This is a genomic window from Longirhabdus pacifica (assembly GCF_004115085.1).
In the GTDB taxonomy this organism is placed as follows: domain Bacteria; phylum Bacillota; class Bacilli; order Paenibacillales; family DSM-105158; genus Longirhabdus; species Longirhabdus pacifica.
In genome coordinates this window covers 32,587-48,973 of sequence record NZ_QXJP01000007.1, presented here as the reverse complement: position 1 = coordinate 48,973, position 16,387 = coordinate 32,587, and the positions used below count along the sequence as shown (strand labels likewise).

Sequence of the window (16,387 nt, the reverse complement as noted above, 5' to 3'; positions counted from 1 at the left end):
ATCATCATACATACAGGTAGTTTAATTCATGTTTCTATAAAAGGTAATTTAATCAAATTCAAGACTATTGTATTACATATACTTGTTAAAGAATTTTGTAATTTCCCGATACAATTTAATTTCGTTTTCTTTTTTAGTAAAATTATGACCTTCATCTTCAAAAAGAAGATATTCTACTTCTCGACCTTTATCTCTTAGCTGCTGTACAATTTGATCGGATTCGGCTTGCACGACACGAGGGTCATTGGCCCCTTGGACAACCATCATCGGCTTGGTCATACCGTCTATATACGTATCTGGTGAAAATTTCGTTAGCATGTCTTTATCTTTTTCTGGATTTCCAATAGCCTTATCCATCATTGGTTTCCAAAACTCTGGTACCGAATTTGCTAACGAAAATAAGTTGCTAGGACCGCAAATATCTACAACGGCTTTGAAATAATCACCATGCATGCCGTGAAGTAAGAGTGCCATGTAACCACCGTAGCTTCCGCCCATCAGAAATACTTTATCGCGCTCTGCTAATCCTTGTTCAAATAAGTATTCTAACCCTGCAATATTGTCTAACCTCGGTTCTCCTCCCCAATTCCTTTCCACCATCTTCATGAAAGATAAACCGTAGTTTGATGAACCTCGAAAATTTGGTGCGAAAAAACTAAACCCACAGTAAGGTAAGAACTGAAACAAATTTACAAAACTTTTTCTTTCAGAATGCTGTGGTCCACCGTGCGGCCACAAAATAATATGACCATTATCTACTTCTGGCTTTGGTCTGTACAGTAATGCTTCAATTTCTAATCCATCTACAGAAGGGTAGGTAATAATATCTGGCTCTACCATTTCTTCTATAGAAACACCAGGCACGGTATTATTGCTTAATGATCTCCAATCATCATGATCCACTTTTTTCATATACATGTTCTGTGGTTTGGTTGCCGTGCTGCCTAGTACGTATACATTTCCAGATTCGGCAACTTTGAGACTGTTTACACAATCTACAGGCATAGGTACAAGGGTATGTATGTTTGTCGTAAGATCGTATTGATATAAGCAATCTACTACGCCTTTGCTAGCAACGATGTATAGGAGGTTATGTTTTTTATCGAAGTAGATATTTTTAATATCTTCTTTTTCTAATGACAATACTTTCGTAGATTGCATCGTAGTGAGATCTAATTTGGCTAAATAACCAAAATCAGCTCCTTCTGTCGTTCTATAATATAATTCGTTGTTTGTGGTGAAGATGGTACTGCACAATTCACCAGAAGTATGAGTAAAGGAGATTGCTTCCCCATCTTTTAGTAGTACCATCTCGGTTTCTGTATTGGATGATACTTTTAATAGAACGAAACAGCGCTCATCTGCGCTTACATTTAATAAAAAAGTGGGAAAATCTTTTCCTTCATGAATAAGGGTAGTTTGACCACTGCGAAAGTCTTGACAGTATAGATTTAAATACGATGGATTGTTTTTAGTGGAAGTGTAATATAATCTTTGTCCGTCATCGGATAGGATAAGGTCAGCATGCTTTTCTCCTTCTTCTACACTTACCGGAACGACTTCCCCTCCTTGCGGTGGAATGGCATACAGTTGTGTGTTCTCGTCTCCATCTTGGTCTATTCCTACAATGATAAATTTCCCTTCTTTGTCGTGTTGAATATATTGACAGCTTTGATTTTGGAACGTAATTTGGTAAGGGTACGTATCGGGTAAGTCCATTGCCCACAAATCGAATTTACCTGTGATGTTCGTGCTGAATACACATTGTGTCTCGTCATGATTGATAGAAAACGTCTTTATACTCTTTGTATTCATAAATTTTTCTATGCCTGCTTTTTTAAATGTAATCATAATAACACTCCTCTATACAATTTAAATAATATGTTTATATTAGATTGGTCTAATATAGTATGTCAATTTCAACATGTTTCCCAACATGTTTGGATGGAATGAAGCATAGTGTATACTGCCCTTTATGATGTATTCATCCAATGTTCACTCGTCACTCATTCATTACTAGCTGCACTGTATTACATATACTTGTTAAAAAACTTTAAGACTTCCCGATACAATTTAATTTCGTTTTCTTTTTTAGCAAAACCATGACCTTCATCTTCAAATAGAAGATATTCTACTTCCCGCCCTTTATCTCTCAGCTGCTGTACAATTTGATCGGATTCGGCTTGCACGACACGAGGGTCATTGGCCCCTTGAACAATCATCATTGGTTTGGTCATACCGTCTATATACGTATCTGGCGAAAATTTCGTTAGCATGTCTTTATCCTTTACTGGATGTCCAACCCATTTATCCATTACTGGTTTCCAATGATCTGGTACCGTATTAATAAGGGAAAATAAATTGCTTGGGCCACACATGTCCACAATGGCTTTAAAATAGTCACTATGCATACCGTGAAGTAAGAGTGCCATGTAGCCTCCATAACTTGCGCCCATAACAAATACTTTGTCTCGCTCTGCTAGTCCTTGTTCAAATAAGTATTCTAACCCTGCAATGTTGTCTAGTCTGGGTTCACCGCCAAAGTTCCTTTCCACCATTTGCATAAAAGATAAACCGTAACCCGATGAACCTCTAAAATTTGGAGCAAACACACTAAACCCACAGTAAGGCAACAACTGAAATAAGGCTGTAAACATTTTTCGTTCAGATGCTTGCGGCCCACCGTGAGGCCATAAAATAACATGTCCGTTATCTACTTCTGGTTTCGGTCTGTACAGTAATGCTTCGATCTCTAATCCATCTACAGAAGGGTAGGTAATAATATCTGGCTCTATCATTTCTTCCGTAGTAACACCAGGCACTTTATGATGAGTTAACGACGTCCACTCATTAGCATCTACTTTTTTCATATACATGTTTTCTGGTTTGGTTGCTGTGCTGCCTAATACGTATACATTGCCAGATTCCGCTACTTTGATACTGTCCACGCAATCGACAGGCATAGGTACAAGGGTATGTAAGTTAGACGTGAGGTCGTATTGATATAATTGATCTACTACGCCTTTGCTAGCAACGATGTAAAGGAGGTTATGTTTTTTATCGAAGGAGATCGTTTTGAGATTTTCATTTTCTAGTGACAATATTGTTGTAGACTGCATCGTAGTGAGATCTAATTTGGCTAAATAACCAAAATCCGCACCTGCTGTCGTTGTATAATATAATTCGTTGTTTGTAGTAAACACAGTACTGTATGCATCATAAGAAGTATAACTGAATGTCACTTCTTTTCCGTCTTTTAAAAGGATCATCTCGTTTTCAGATCTCGATAATCCTTTTAATAGAACGAAACAGCTTTCATCTGGGTTCATATTTAATACATGAGTTGGAAAATCTTTTCCTTCATGAATGAGTGTAATTTCCCCACTGCGAAAGTCTTGACAGTATAGATTTAAATAGGATGGGTTGTTTTTAGTGGAAGTGTAGTATAACTTTTGTCCATCATCTGATAGGATAGGATTAATATGTCTTTCCCCTTCTTCTACACTAACAGGAACGATTTCTCCTCCTTGCGGTGGAACGGCATATAATTGTGTGTTTTCGTCTCCGTCTTGGTCTATTCCTACAATAATAAATTTGCCTTCTTTGTCATGTGTAATATATTGACAGCTTTGATCTTGAAATGTGATCTGATACGGATACGTATCCGGTAAATCCATTGCCCATACATTAAATTGACCTGTAATGTTCGTACTAAATACACATTGTGTCTCATCGTGATTAATAGAAAACATGGAGATATACTTTGTATTCAGAAATTTTTCCACGCCTGTTTTTTCAAATGTAATCATAATAATCCTCCTTCATTTTTTTGATTTTAATAATATGTTTGTATAAAATTTTCCTGATGTAGTGTGTCCATTCCAACATGTTTGGGTGGAATAAAGGACAGTGTATACTGCCCTTTATGATGTATTCACTCCATATTAACTCGTTACTAATTAATCAATGATTCATTACTAGTTCAATCACTAGCTCATTACAAAAATGAATTGAAAAACTTCAAGATTTCACGATATACTTTGATTTCATTTTTTTTCTTACTAAAACCGTGACCTTCATCTTCCATGACGATATATTTTACTTCTCGCCCTTTGTCTTTCAATTGCTGCACAATTTGATCTGATTCCGCTTTTACAACGCGTGGGTCGTTTGCACCTTGGATAATCATCATTGGTTTTGTCATACCGTCGACATATGTATGTGGGGAAAACTCCATAAGCAGGTCTTTATCTTTCTCTGTATTACCGACCCACTTGTCCATTAGTGGTTTCCAATGTTCTGGTACGGTATCGATGAAGGAAAATAAATTGCTAGGACCGCAAATATCTACTATGGCTTTAAAATATTCACTATGTCTGCCATGTAGCAAGAGCGCCATGTAACCGCCGTAGCTTCCGCCCATAAGAAATACTTTATCTCGCTCTGCTAGACCATGCTCAAATAAGTACTCTAAGCCTGCAATATTGTCTAGTCTTGGTTCTGCTCCCCAGTTTCTTTCTACCATCTTCATGAAAGATAAACCGTAATCTGATGAGCCACGGAAGTTCGGGGCGAAGAGGGTGTAGCCAGAGTATGTGATGAATTGAAACAGTGCGCGAAAGTTTTTTCGCTCGGATGCCTGAGGCCCACCGTGAGGCCATAAAATAATATGACCATTATCTACTTCAGGTTTAGGTTTGAAAAGCAATGCTTCAATTTGTAAGCCATCCACAGATGGATAGGAAATGACGTCAGGTTCTACCATTTCTTCAATTGAAACGCCAGGTACGTTTATGTTCGATAGTGGTGTCCACGTTTCACCCTCCACTTTTTGCATATACAGGTTATGAGGTTTGTTTGCACTGCGTCCTAACACATATAAATTGCCGGATTCCGCTACTTTGATCTGATCCAAGCAATCCACAGGTAATGATACAAGGGTATGGCTTTGAGTATGGAGATCATAACGATATAAATGATCTACTACTCCTTTCCCAGCAACAATGTAAATACATTGATTTTGTTTATCAAAAGAAAGGGACGTAAAGTCTTCTTTTTCTAATGCTAATATTGTAGTAGATTGCATGGTGTTTAGATCAAATTTCGCTAAGTAACCAAAGTCAGCATTTTCAGTCGTTGTATAATACAACTCGTTATCACTAGTAAAAACAGCACCCGCTGTCGTGACTGAAGTTGTGGTGATATGATGTTCTTCTCCATTTTTCAAAAGCACCATGTTCGCTTCTGTGTTAGATAATATCTTCAATAAAACAAAACTGCTGTCATCTGGGCTCTTGCTTAATACACCCATAGGTGCATCTTGGCCTTCGTGTAGAAGTGAGATTTCTTCCGATTGGAAGTCATAGCAGTATAAGTTAAAGTAGGTAGGATTGTTTTTAGTAGAAGTGAAATATAGCTTTTTCCCGTCAGCAGATAACATGGGGCTACTATGCTTTTCACCTTCTTCTACACTGATAGGGACAAGTTCTCCTCCTTGCGGTGGAATAGCGTACAATTGCGTATTTTCATCTCCATCGCGATCCATACCAGCAATAATAAACTCGCCTTTTTTATCGTGAACAATGTACTGGGTACTTTGATCTTGAAAGGTGATTTGGTAAGGATAAGTATGAGGTAAGTCCATGGCCCATAAATTCTGTTTACCTGTAAAGTTCGTGCTGAATACACATTGTGTTTCGTCATGATTAATAGAGAATGTGGTAATGGATTTTGTATTGAAAAATTTTTCTACATCTGTTTTTTGAAATGTGATCATAGTAACACTCCTTTGTTTAATGAATACATGGTGGTACATATAACTACTTTATTCCTATTGGTTGCAAATAGCAGACATGTAATGAAAATAGTAATTACAAATAGTAATTGAAAAACTTCAAAATTTCACGATTTAACGTCATTTCATTCTCTTTTTTATTAAAATCGTGCCCTTCATCTTCAAATATAATATATCGTACTTCTCGCCCCTTATCTCGAAGTAATTGCACGATCTGATCTGATTCCGCTTTCACGACGCGAGGATCTTGTGCCCCTTGAATGATGAGCATGGGTTTGGTCATGCCGTCCACATACGTATGAGGAGAAAAGGCTGTAAGCATTGCTTTATCTTTCTCTGGATTCCCAACCCAGTTGTCCATCAATGGTTTCCAATGTTCTGGTACGGAGTCGATGAAGGAAAATAAATTGCTAGGACCACAAATACCTACTACAGCTTTAAAATAATCCGCATGTCTACCATGTAGTAAGAGGGACATGTAGCCACCGTAACTTCTACCCATGAGGAAAACTTTATCTCGATCTGCCAGCCCTTGCTTAAACAAGTATTCTAAACCAGCAATATGATCCAGTCTTGGTTCTGCTCCCCAATTCCTTTCTACCATTCTCATGAAAGATAGACCGTAATGAGACGAGCCTCGAAAGTTAGGAGCGAAAATGGTATAGCCAGCATAGGTGATGAATTGGAAAATAGCACGAAAGCTTTTTCGCTCACATGATTGCGGCCCACCGTGAGGCCACAAAATAACATGTCCATTATCTACTTCAGGTTTAGGCTTGTAGAGTAACGCTTCGATTTGTAAGCCATCTACAGAAGGATAAGAAATCACGTCTGGATCTACCATCTGTTCAAGAGAAACACCGGGTACGTTATGGTTTGATAATGGTGTCCATGTTTCGCTGTTGACTTTCTTCTTATACAAATTATGAGGTTTGTGTGCGCTTCGACCCAATACATATAGATTGCCAGATTCCGCTACTTCGATGCTATCGACACAGGCGATAGGTAGAGGGATATGAGTATGCTTTTGAGTATGCAGGTCGTAACAATATAAGTGATCGATGACTCCTTTTCCCGAAATGATGTAAATACGTTTATTTTTTTTATCGAAAGCAAGGGATCTGAAATCTTCTTTTTCTAGTGACAGTATTTTCGAAGATTGCATCGATGTGATATCCAATTTCGCTAAATATCCAAAATCACTACCTTCTGTGGTGGTATAGTACACTTCATCTTTATTAATGTATACGACACTGCATACCGCTCCAGATGTATTGGTGAAAGGGTGCAATTCTCCGTCTTTTAATACTGTTAATTGTGCTTCAGAATTGGATGATGATTGTAATAAAACAAAGCTGCTATCATCTGGGCTCTTGCTTAATACACCCATAGGTGCATCTTGGCCTTCGTGTAGAAGTGAGATTTCTTCCGATTGGAAGTCATAGCAGTATAAGTTTAAGTAGGTAGGATTGTTTTTAGTAGAAGTGAAATATTGCTTTTTCCCGTCAGCAGATAACATGGGGCTACTATGCTTTTCACCTTCTTCTACACTGATAGGAACAAGTTCTCCTCCTTGTAGTGGAATGGCGTACAATTGCGTATTTTCGTCTCCGTCGCAATCCATTCCAACGATAATAAACTGTCCTTCTTTGTCATGAATAATGTGTTGCGTACTTTGATCTTGAAAGGTAACTTGGTAAGGATAAGTTTGAGGTAAGTCCATGGCCCATAAATTATATTTACCTGTGATATTGGTGCTGAATACGCATTGTGTTTCGTCATGATTAATGGAGAAGGTCGTGATAGATTTTGTGCTAAAGAATTTCTCTACATCTGCTTTTTGAAATGTGATCATGGTAACACTCCTTTGTTCAAGTAATGTTATTAGGATGAGCTAGTAGTATTCTAGTAGATGACTTACTCATGTATGTAATGAAAATGGTGAAATGAGATGGTTCCTGGTACTGCTTTAGTTTTAACTATAACTTTATTCTATCTTTATCTTGATCTTATCTTTATATCATAGTATAAGAGATGGGGCCTAGGCCAGATCAATACGTTTTTATAAATAAAAATTGAAGTGAAATGGCATAAACAAGGTGTATACCCCATGTTTTTTGGAGTATGAAAAAAAGATGACTCCTCTATCTTGAAGTCATCTACATGTAGTCATGTTGTAGACGGTTTTAACATTATGCATTAGGTTGTTTTCCTACAAAGGACCAAATGGCATCCCTTAAAAATACAGCGGTTCCTGCCACGTCTTTGTCATAATAAGCTGTGAAACGTTCATCTTCCACGTACATTTGCGCTACGCCTGCATGTGCCTCTTTGCTGTATGCTTCCCAGTAAAAGGATAGCCATTTCTTGTGGTATGTTGCCGCTCTCTGTCCCATTTCGCCAGCAGGATCTTCTCCATCTACAACTGCTTTATGCAATATTTCGAATAAGGCGGACTCTACCTGGTTTAGCTCATCATGTTGTGCTGAGGTCATCTTTTTTAATTTTTCATTGGTTTGATTTATTTGCTTATCTCCATACTTTTGCCTTAATTCTTTTCCGTATTGTTGTTCATTTTCTGCTAGCATTTTTTGTTTCAATCCTTCAAATTTCTCTTGATCCGTCATCGTTGTTTCTCCTTTCTTTACTAATATTGTTTTTTCTACATTGGCGATAAGTGTATCTAGCTGTTCTTGTTGTTGTAAAAGTTGCTCTAGATGTTTCTCCAATGCTGCTGTCACATTAAAATCTGGCGAGGTGATGATGATTTTAATTTCATCTAATGGAACGCCTAATGCTTTGTAAAATAAAATTTGTTGCAGACAATCCACTTCTGCTTCCCCGTAAATGCGATAACCCGATTCGTTTATGTTTGCTGGTTTCAATATATTTATTTCGTCGTAGTATCTTAATGTGCGAGCACTGATACCAGCTATATTCGCAAGTTTTTGTACGGTGTATTCCAATGTGATCACCTCCTACAAATGATATTACACGTTTACGTTGCGTAAATGTAAAGACGATTGTATTAATATTTTTTTGGAAAATATTAGATATCTAAGTATGATATACTGAAAATAAACTTTACTTTCCATGATACAATAAAGAAAACGCTTTCAGTTATGTGGTCAACACGTCATAAAAGAACTATAGAAAGGAGCACAGGATGAATACAAAAAAATTTAATGAGAAATCTGAAATGTACCAAAAGTTTAGACCGTCTTATCCAAAAGCATTCATCGCTTATCTCTATCAACAATTAGGTGTACAAGAGCATCATTCCATAGCAGATATAGGTTCAGGAACAGGAATACTTACGGAACAATTATTACATAAAGGAAACAAAGTGATTGCGGTAGAGCCCAATGAGGAAATGCGTCTAAGTGTTGAAAAGAGGTTGAAACATCATCCTAAGTTTATTTCTATTAACGCAACAGCAGAGCAGAGTAGTATATCCGAACATAGTATTGATTTTATTACGGTAGCTCAAGCATTTCACTGGTTTGACCATGATAAATTTAAAATTGAATGTCAAAGAATACTGAAGCGTGATGGAAAAGTTATTTTAGTGTGGAACAATCGTGTGGAAGATGATCCAATTGTGATCGCAAATCGAAGCCTATGCGAAACATTTTGCGAAGGGTTTACAGGGTTTAGTGGAAAAAGTGAAGAGGAAAGGGCAGAACTAACTGCTTTTTTCAAAAAAGGGGAATTTGAGGAACAGTCTTTTGACAACCATATCGTATGCAATCTAGATGGGTTTATTGGTAGGAATTTGTCTGCTTCGTATGCCCCAAAGCCAACGGATGCGAACTACAAACCGTTTGTTATGGCTTTAACGCAACTTTTTTATACGCATAGTGTAGATGGTGTCATTACACTCCCGAATATAACGACTAGTTATGTGGGAAAAGTATAACATGGGATGGATAAACTGATATTTTCAAAAGGTACACTCGTGGAAGTAGATAGGATGTATAAATAAAATAACAGGATACAATACGCCATATCATCAATCCTTATGAAATGTTTGCTTTACTGTGCTGATTCAATATAGTAACATGTAATGTGCATCATAGTAGAAAGTAGTCCCATTAGCGTATAAAGAACAGCGGCATGGGAGCATCACATTGGAGGGGTAGATATGAAGACAGAGCAAAAGCTCGTTGTAAAAGGCATTGAGTTACAGGTGGAAGTACAGCAAATGCCAAGTGGACACTTCACCACAGTTCGTAGCGAAAGAAAGATAGACATAGAGGATAGTATAGCTTTAGAAGAAGATGTGATATGTTGTATAAAAGTTTATTCTGATTGCAAATTTTTCGCGGAGGCTATACTGCACACTTGGATGGATCAAACAGGAACGGTGATAGATTCACTAGAAGAAACAGCTAAAATAATTGGACCATTCTCCTTGTTTAAAACAGTGGAAAATGAACCTTGGGTTATGGCAAGTGTATTTCCTTCTGAAAAAGAATACTTACTGCCCTTACGTGACAGAGAATCCTTAGAAAAGCAAAAAGGAAAAAGAGAATTTGTAGGACATTTTGTTGGTTATATCGATCAACAGGTTTTTATGTATGCTATAGATTCATGGGACAATAAAAAGCAGGATAAATTAAGAAGAATACATTTGGAAGAGAATAGAATCATATCAGACAAAATCAAGAAAGTGCCTAAACCAATAAATAATAAAGTATATATCCATGATAATGAAATACATGTGTTGAAGGTTGTACATGATGAGGGGTATACACTTCACAGACAGATAGATATAGCATGTAATGTGTTGCAAGAGAGGAAGCTGGACCAACTTGTTGTACATGGTGTACAAATCATGCATTTGCATTTTGACAGAACAAGTCACATTGTGTTTAATAGAGCTCACACTATGTGTGTTGGCGCAATCCATGCAGACGGGACAGTGGAAATAAGTGAGCTCTTTACCGTAGAGGATATAATATATAACATATATAAAGCTGAGAAATTAGCTAACGGTAAATATTTATTTGAATTTAGAACCGAAATGAGTAGGGGATGGTTTGTAGTCAAAGAAGACAAACTGCATCAATGTTTTATTTGGAGTGAAGAAAGAAGAGCTTTTATAGATCAAATAAGTCATGAGGTAATTGATTTTTCCCATATTTCAGTCACTCCAATCATCAAAAGCTATAATAGGATAGGGGACTACGGTTACAGCGTGATATGCACACCACCACATATGTCACCAATTGAAAAGGAAGGTATAGACAACGAAATCTACATTCTCACCATGTCGTGTTGATAGATGATAAGAATCTACCATTTTTATAAGATAGAAGGTGAAATAAAGGGATACGATCTGGAGCATTATGAATAATCAAGATCACAATGAAAGGATGAAACGGACATGTATACAGGAACAAAAGTGAGATTAAGAGAACATCGTAAAGCAGAAATACAGCAATCATTAAAGATGATTAACGATCCTGAAGTGATGAAAAATCTGGTGGGGAAAACTCCTTTCCTCTTTACGCTAGAAGATGAGGAGAAATGGTATAAGGAGAATAGTTCTTCCAATGATACATATAACTTTGCCATTGAGACGCTAGAAGACGGTAAATACATCGGAGGCTGTGGCATTAATGGTCTGGATTGGAAGAACAGCAAAGCGACGGTTGGTATTTTTATAGGCGATAAAAATTACTGGAGTCGTGGATATGGAACGGACGCGTTGAAAGTACTAATACGATTTATATTTGAACAAATGAATATCAATAAAGTGAAGTTAAACGTATTCTCCTTTAACAAGCGGGCGATCAAAAGTTACGAAAAGTGTGGTTTTAAAACAGAAGGAGTAATGCGCCAAGAAATGTTTAGAGACGGCAAGTACTACGATGATATTCATATGGGATTGTTGAGAGAGGAATGGCTATTGAATCAGTAGCATTCCTCGTTACATTTTTTGATTCCAATACTGTTCACTTCCAGGTAAATCATCGAACCAAGCAGCAGTAGGGGGGCAAGGTAATATCATAAATTTGCCTTCGTCCCCATCACGGGATTGATGATATTTTAAGTATGCTTTTCCGTTTTCCACTGCTAAAATTTCAATTTTCCCCGAAGTATGACTCATCACTAACTTTACCCGTTTTCCAAGTCCAGATACGTTACTTTTAGCTTTTTCTACTAGTTGATACACTGCTTCTAAGGAAAGGGCAAAGGAGTGGTTACCAATGACAGGACGGTTCATGAAAAAGTAGTACGGTGCAACCCCTGCATAGGACAGTTTGTTGAGTAATGATGACAGTACGTCTGCATCGTCATTGATTCCTTTTAAAATAGGGGTTTGGTTTGTTAAAATGGCTCCAGCTTGATGCAAGCTTTCAAAGCCTCTTCTAGCCTGCTCCGTAATTTCATGCGGATGATTGATGTGTGTCATGATGTAAATGCGTTTATTAGCATTCGAAAAGTCAGCAATAGTTTGCAGCAATGCTTCATCTTCGTAGATTCGCATAGGGTTAAATACGGGCATTTTACTTCCTATTCGAATAATGTGAACGTGGGGTATGTCTCTAATTTGTTCCAAAATATTTTTGATTCTTGCTGTGGATAAAATAAGCGGGTCTCCTCCAGTAAGCAATACGTTTGAAATTTCTTCGTGCTGGGAAATATAGTCCAGCCCAGCTGCAATATGAGATGTTGCCTCTTGCACATCAGGTTGAAATAACCTTTTTCTAAAACAATAACGACAATAAGCCCCACATACTTCGGAAACGATTAATAAAGCTGTAGCTTTGTATTTATGCTGACATCCTTTCACCACATAATTCGTATCTTCATCTGATGCATCCCATCGACCATAGTCCGTTAGCTCATCTAAGTTGGGGATCACTAACTTACGTAGTGGATCTTCCGGATTGGACCAATCAATGAGATTCAGATAATAGTCATTTACACGAAACATAAACTTCTCCGTTACGATTTGTAATGCAGCTTTTTCTTTTTCAGTTAAATAAGGGACATTTTCAATTGAATGAATGTATTTTGGTTGCATGATCATCATCCCATCATCGTGAAATGTTTAGCCTAGTTATATTATTGTATGGTGTGACAGGAGAAGGTATGATGAGTAGTGCTGTATTATAAGTGTGCTGACAAAGTGAATTACCGTACATTGTCACTTACATGATGAGCATTATTTTTCTTCCTTTTATTTTTTATGATTTGTCTTCGGTTTTTTCGTTGCACGACAGGAGATCCTCTGTGAAGATCTTCCACGTATTGAAGCAAGTGAACAAAGTACTGCTGAGTTCTGTGCGATTCAAAAGTTTTCAAAAACGAAACTCTCAATGTGCGAATGTTGCTTTCAATGTGCCACGGTTTATATTTTTTATCGAGTGCAAAATCAATCCCTACCTCTCCAATTCTCCCTAAATCCGCTTCTAATGTTTTATGAATTTGTATGAGTGTCTTTTCAATTTTTTGTCGTAATTGTTGGATTTGTTCTTCATTTAATGATGTATATTTGCTCATAAAAGCACCAAAAGGCATCGTAGTAGATTTGATTGTAATTGGAGATCGTACTCTTCCTATTCTGGCACTAATACCCATAATATGAACACTACCATCGTAACCACGTATGAGTTCAGCTCGAAAGTCAATTCGCTGTTTTTTGATTTTAATGACATCAATAGCATGTTGAATGACGACATTTTTGTTTTGTAATAATGGTGTGAGGGCTTTGATCATATCGTCGATCGTCTTTGTTTTTCCTGCTACTAGTTTCGTATTATTGTAACTATATACGTAAGCATGTTTAGATATTTTGTTCATATAGACGACCTGTGCGCCTCTAGAGGAGTGATCCCCTTTCATGTATAAGCTTGGGGAATGTGCAAACATTTGAATTAAGGTCTTTTTTAATTTGACTTTCTTGTTAAATGCCATGAACGTGGTGCGGGGTAAATACGGTTTAACGAGAGGATTTTTTTCTAACAATTTTTGCTCTTTCCATTTATATAAAATAGCAGTGGGATTGAAAAATTTCACCTCTGCTTTTTTTAATTGCTGTCGGATGGATAACACTTTCCTTCTGTCTGTTTGACTTGTAATGTAACGGTCATATACCACGTTGGGTAGTGGAAAAGACTTTTTCTTCCACGTTTTTTCTTTCTCGTTATAGTATGTTCCGCGAATTTTTTTTTCACTGAGATGCATATCTTTTATAGAAAAAAAGTAAATCGTATGTTGCGTTACTTTATTGGCATCCATTAATCCCTTTAAATATGGAATAGTGTATTCAACTTGGTTCAACAGACGTTCAATATGCTTTTGATTCACAAAAATACCTAGTAAGGTTGAGGAATCTGAACGAAGTTTGACTGGTTTACGTTTTCGTTTACTACCCACTTGATGAACCTCCTTTTGTTTGATGAACCTTTATTACAGCATATGTGGGTAGATGTTATTCGTCCACGGCCTGTATCGTGGGACATATATACTATTTTGAACGAAAAAAAACACCCCTTATGCGTCATCTGTCCTGTGTGACATTTGACAGGTTGCATAGGAGGTGTCGTGTACGTATTTCAGTTTTAACTCTTTTATTTCATTTCGTGTTTCAAGCGCTGAATCTTTTCTTCATCTGGTGTGATGTATAATGTTTTTTGATTATCGTAAATGACAAAGCCAGGTTTAGCGCCATTCGGTTTACGTACGTGCCTAATAAAGGTATAGTCCACGGGAACTTGGCTTGATTGTCTTGCTTGACTAAAGTATGCAGATAACATCGCAGCTTCTTCTAACGTTTGATCCCCAAACTCACTGCTGTAAATGACAACGTGAGATCCATGTATATCTTTGGTGTGCAGCCAAGTATGGTTGGAGCGAGCAAATCGCATGGAAATATATTCATTTTGTATATTGTTTTTCCCTACATAAATCGGAATGCCTTCGCTAGAAGTATAGCAGTGCATGGTTGGTATGTTGTTTTTGTTCTTTTTTTGCTTGCCTTTTTCTTTTTTATTTCTTTTTTTGATATAACCTTGCTTCACTAACTCATCTCTAATTTCTTGCAAGTCGTTTATATCTGCGGTCATTAGTTGCTGTAATATATTTTCAATATAAATGATTTCTTGTTCCGTTTGTTCTATTTGCTCATTTACGATGGTGAGGCTGTTTTTGTATTTGCTATATTTTTTAAAATATTTTTGTGTATTCTCCGAAGGGGAGAGCATAGGGTCTAATGTGATCTTTACTTTTTCTTGATTCTCATCGTAGTAATTGATCACTTCTATTTCTTGATCACCCTTCGTGATCTCATGCATGGACGCAGTGAGCAATTCCCCGAATATACGGTATTTATCTGCTTGGTTTGCTTCTTGTAATGTACGAGCTAATTTGATTAGCTTTTTTTTATTTTTACTGTTTTCATTTTCTAATTTTTTGATAATGTCATTTGCTTTTTGTTTTATCGTGTCACGTTCTGCCTTTTCACTATAATAAGCTTCTAGACAGTCATGTATCGATGAAAAATGCTCTACAGTGCCGTTTAAGTGTGTTAATTCCGTACAATAAAAATAATATTTTCCTTCTTTACTTTCCGTAATGTGGGGCGTAACTGTCCCGCTTTGTATTTGTTCAATGAATTGTTTCAGCTCTGTTGTTAATTGTTCTACTTGCTCCGGTGTAAGCTGTCCTGTTGTTTGATCCAATGGGATGTGACTACGATACAATATTTCTTTTGCAGCGAGTGGACTGATGCCACTACATTGATCTACGATCCACTTGGCAACAGCGAGATCACTGTCTGCTTCTGTGATGCTATCCATCATTTGCGCCCAAAGCTTGTCCGTTAATACGAATGGGTTTTGCTTGTGCTGCTTTGGCGGAGTGACATATTCGTAGCCAGGCATAATGACACGATAAGAACTAATGGCTGGTGTAATGTGATGAATACCGTCTAATATTTTATTTTCTTTAGGATCAATGAGAATGATGTTGCTATGTCTTCCCATGAGTTCAATAATTAGCGTTTTTCGCGTCATGTCACCGAGTTCATCTCTTTTTTGTATATGGATATGAATGACTCGTTCCGCTTCCATTTGTTCAATGCCTTGAATGATTCCACCTTCACAATGTTTGCGTAGTAACATGCAAAACATCGGAGGTTCTTGCGGATTGATCGCTTGTCTCTCTGTCACATGTACACGAGGATAAGTAGGGTGTGCGGATAGTAACAATTTCAATGTTTGACCCGCAGCACGTATATGAAAAATAACATGATGTTCGCTTGGTTGATGAATTTTATTGATTCGCCCTTTAACACATGGTTGCATTTGCTTGCTTAAGGTGTGAACCATCATACCGTCTAATGACAAAGTAAACACTCCAATCTTTTAAAAAAAGCTGCACCTGAATAAAGGAGCAACTTTTATATTATATCACAGTGGAAGTGCATCATGGAATATACAAGGAGGACGTAGCTTTATCGGTTTTATGTCATAGGGATACAAGGAAAAGCTGTTTCCAGCATGATGGTGATGAGCAGGACAAACATAATCATATTTACGACTGATGATGAATACATGTATATAGAGGCTGTCCAATTGA

11 protein-coding genes are annotated in these 16,387 nt (G+C 37.2%); 3 read left to right on the top strand and 8 right to left on the bottom strand.

Translation table 11 applies throughout. The features are described from left to right. Window positions 1–72: 72 nt before the first annotated feature. The 5 genes from D1Z92_RS07185 to D1Z92_RS07165 form a co-directional block, all read right to left on the bottom strand. Entirely contained in the window at window positions 73–1,851 is a 1,779-nt protein-coding gene (locus tag D1Z92_RS07185; protein ID WP_128894989.1) for a S9 family peptidase, read from the bottom strand. A 179-nt stretch (window positions 1,852–2,030) separates the two neighbouring features. Further along, window positions 2,031–3,809 carry a S9 family peptidase gene (locus D1Z92_RS07180; RefSeq protein ID WP_128894988.1) on the bottom strand — a complete coding sequence of 593 codons (1,779 nt, stop codon included), beginning with the start codon at window positions 3,807–3,809 and terminating at the stop codon, window positions 2,031–2,033. Window positions 3,810–3,997: 188 nt separating this feature from the next. Continuing rightward, the gene (locus D1Z92_RS07175) at window positions 3,998–5,776 is read right to left on the bottom strand and encodes a S9 family peptidase (RefSeq protein WP_128894987.1); all 1,779 of its coding nucleotides are present in this window, start codon (window positions 5,774–5,776) and stop codon (window positions 3,998–4,000) included. A 94-nt stretch (window positions 5,777–5,870) separates the two neighbouring features. Then, window positions 5,871–7,649, bottom strand: a complete 1,779-nt coding sequence (locus D1Z92_RS07170) for a S9 family peptidase (protein ID WP_128894986.1) — start codon at window positions 7,647–7,649, stop codon at window positions 5,871–5,873. A 337-nt stretch (window positions 7,650–7,986) separates the two neighbouring features. Then, window positions 7,987–8,760, bottom strand: coding sequence for a MerR family transcriptional regulator (locus tag D1Z92_RS07165; protein WP_128894985.1), 774 nt, complete (start codon window positions 8,758–8,760; stop codon window positions 7,987–7,989). A gap of 200 nt (window positions 8,761–8,960) precedes the next feature. Here D1Z92_RS07165 and D1Z92_RS07160 point away from each other — a divergent pair, with 200 nt between their 5' ends. The 3 genes from D1Z92_RS07160 to D1Z92_RS07150 all read left to right on the top strand — a co-directional run bounded on the left by D1Z92_RS07160 (window position 8,961) and on the right by D1Z92_RS07150 (window position 11,720). Beyond that, a complete protein-coding gene (locus tag D1Z92_RS07160) occupies window positions 8,961–9,713 on the top strand; it encodes a class I SAM-dependent methyltransferase (protein ID WP_128894984.1) in 753 nt (250 codons plus the stop codon). Between the two features lie 225 nt (window positions 9,714–9,938). Then, window positions 9,939–11,078: a hypothetical protein gene (locus tag D1Z92_RS07155; protein ID WP_128894983.1), complete on the top strand. Its 1,140-nt coding sequence runs from the start codon at window positions 9,939–9,941 to the stop codon at window positions 11,076–11,078. Window positions 11,079–11,183: 105 nt separating this feature from the next. Next, complete coding sequence (locus D1Z92_RS07150; protein WP_128894982.1) at window positions 11,184–11,720, top strand: GNAT family N-acetyltransferase; 537 nt, start codon at window positions 11,184–11,186, stop codon at window positions 11,718–11,720. 9 nt (window positions 11,721–11,729) lie between these two features. Here D1Z92_RS07150 and D1Z92_RS07145 read toward each other — a convergent pair whose 3' ends face one another. The 3 genes from D1Z92_RS07145 to D1Z92_RS07135 all read right to left on the bottom strand — a co-directional run bounded on the left by D1Z92_RS07145 (window position 11,730) and on the right by D1Z92_RS07135 (window position 16,164). Next, the gene (locus D1Z92_RS07145) at window positions 11,730–12,833 is read right to left on the bottom strand and encodes a KamA family radical SAM protein (RefSeq protein WP_128895128.1); all 1,104 of its coding nucleotides are present in this window, start codon (window positions 12,831–12,833) and stop codon (window positions 11,730–11,732) included. 107 nt (window positions 12,834–12,940) lie between these two features. After that, window positions 12,941–14,185 (bottom strand): YheC/YheD family protein, encoded by a 1,245-nt coding sequence (locus tag D1Z92_RS07140; RefSeq protein WP_128894981.1) that lies wholly within the window; start codon window positions 14,183–14,185, stop codon window positions 12,941–12,943. A gap of 194 nt (window positions 14,186–14,379) precedes the next feature. Then, window positions 14,380–16,164, bottom strand: a complete 1,785-nt coding sequence (locus tag D1Z92_RS07135) for an Rqc2 family fibronectin-binding protein (protein ID WP_306438810.1) — start codon at window positions 16,162–16,164, stop codon at window positions 14,380–14,382. Window positions 16,165–16,387: the final 223 nt, after the last annotated feature.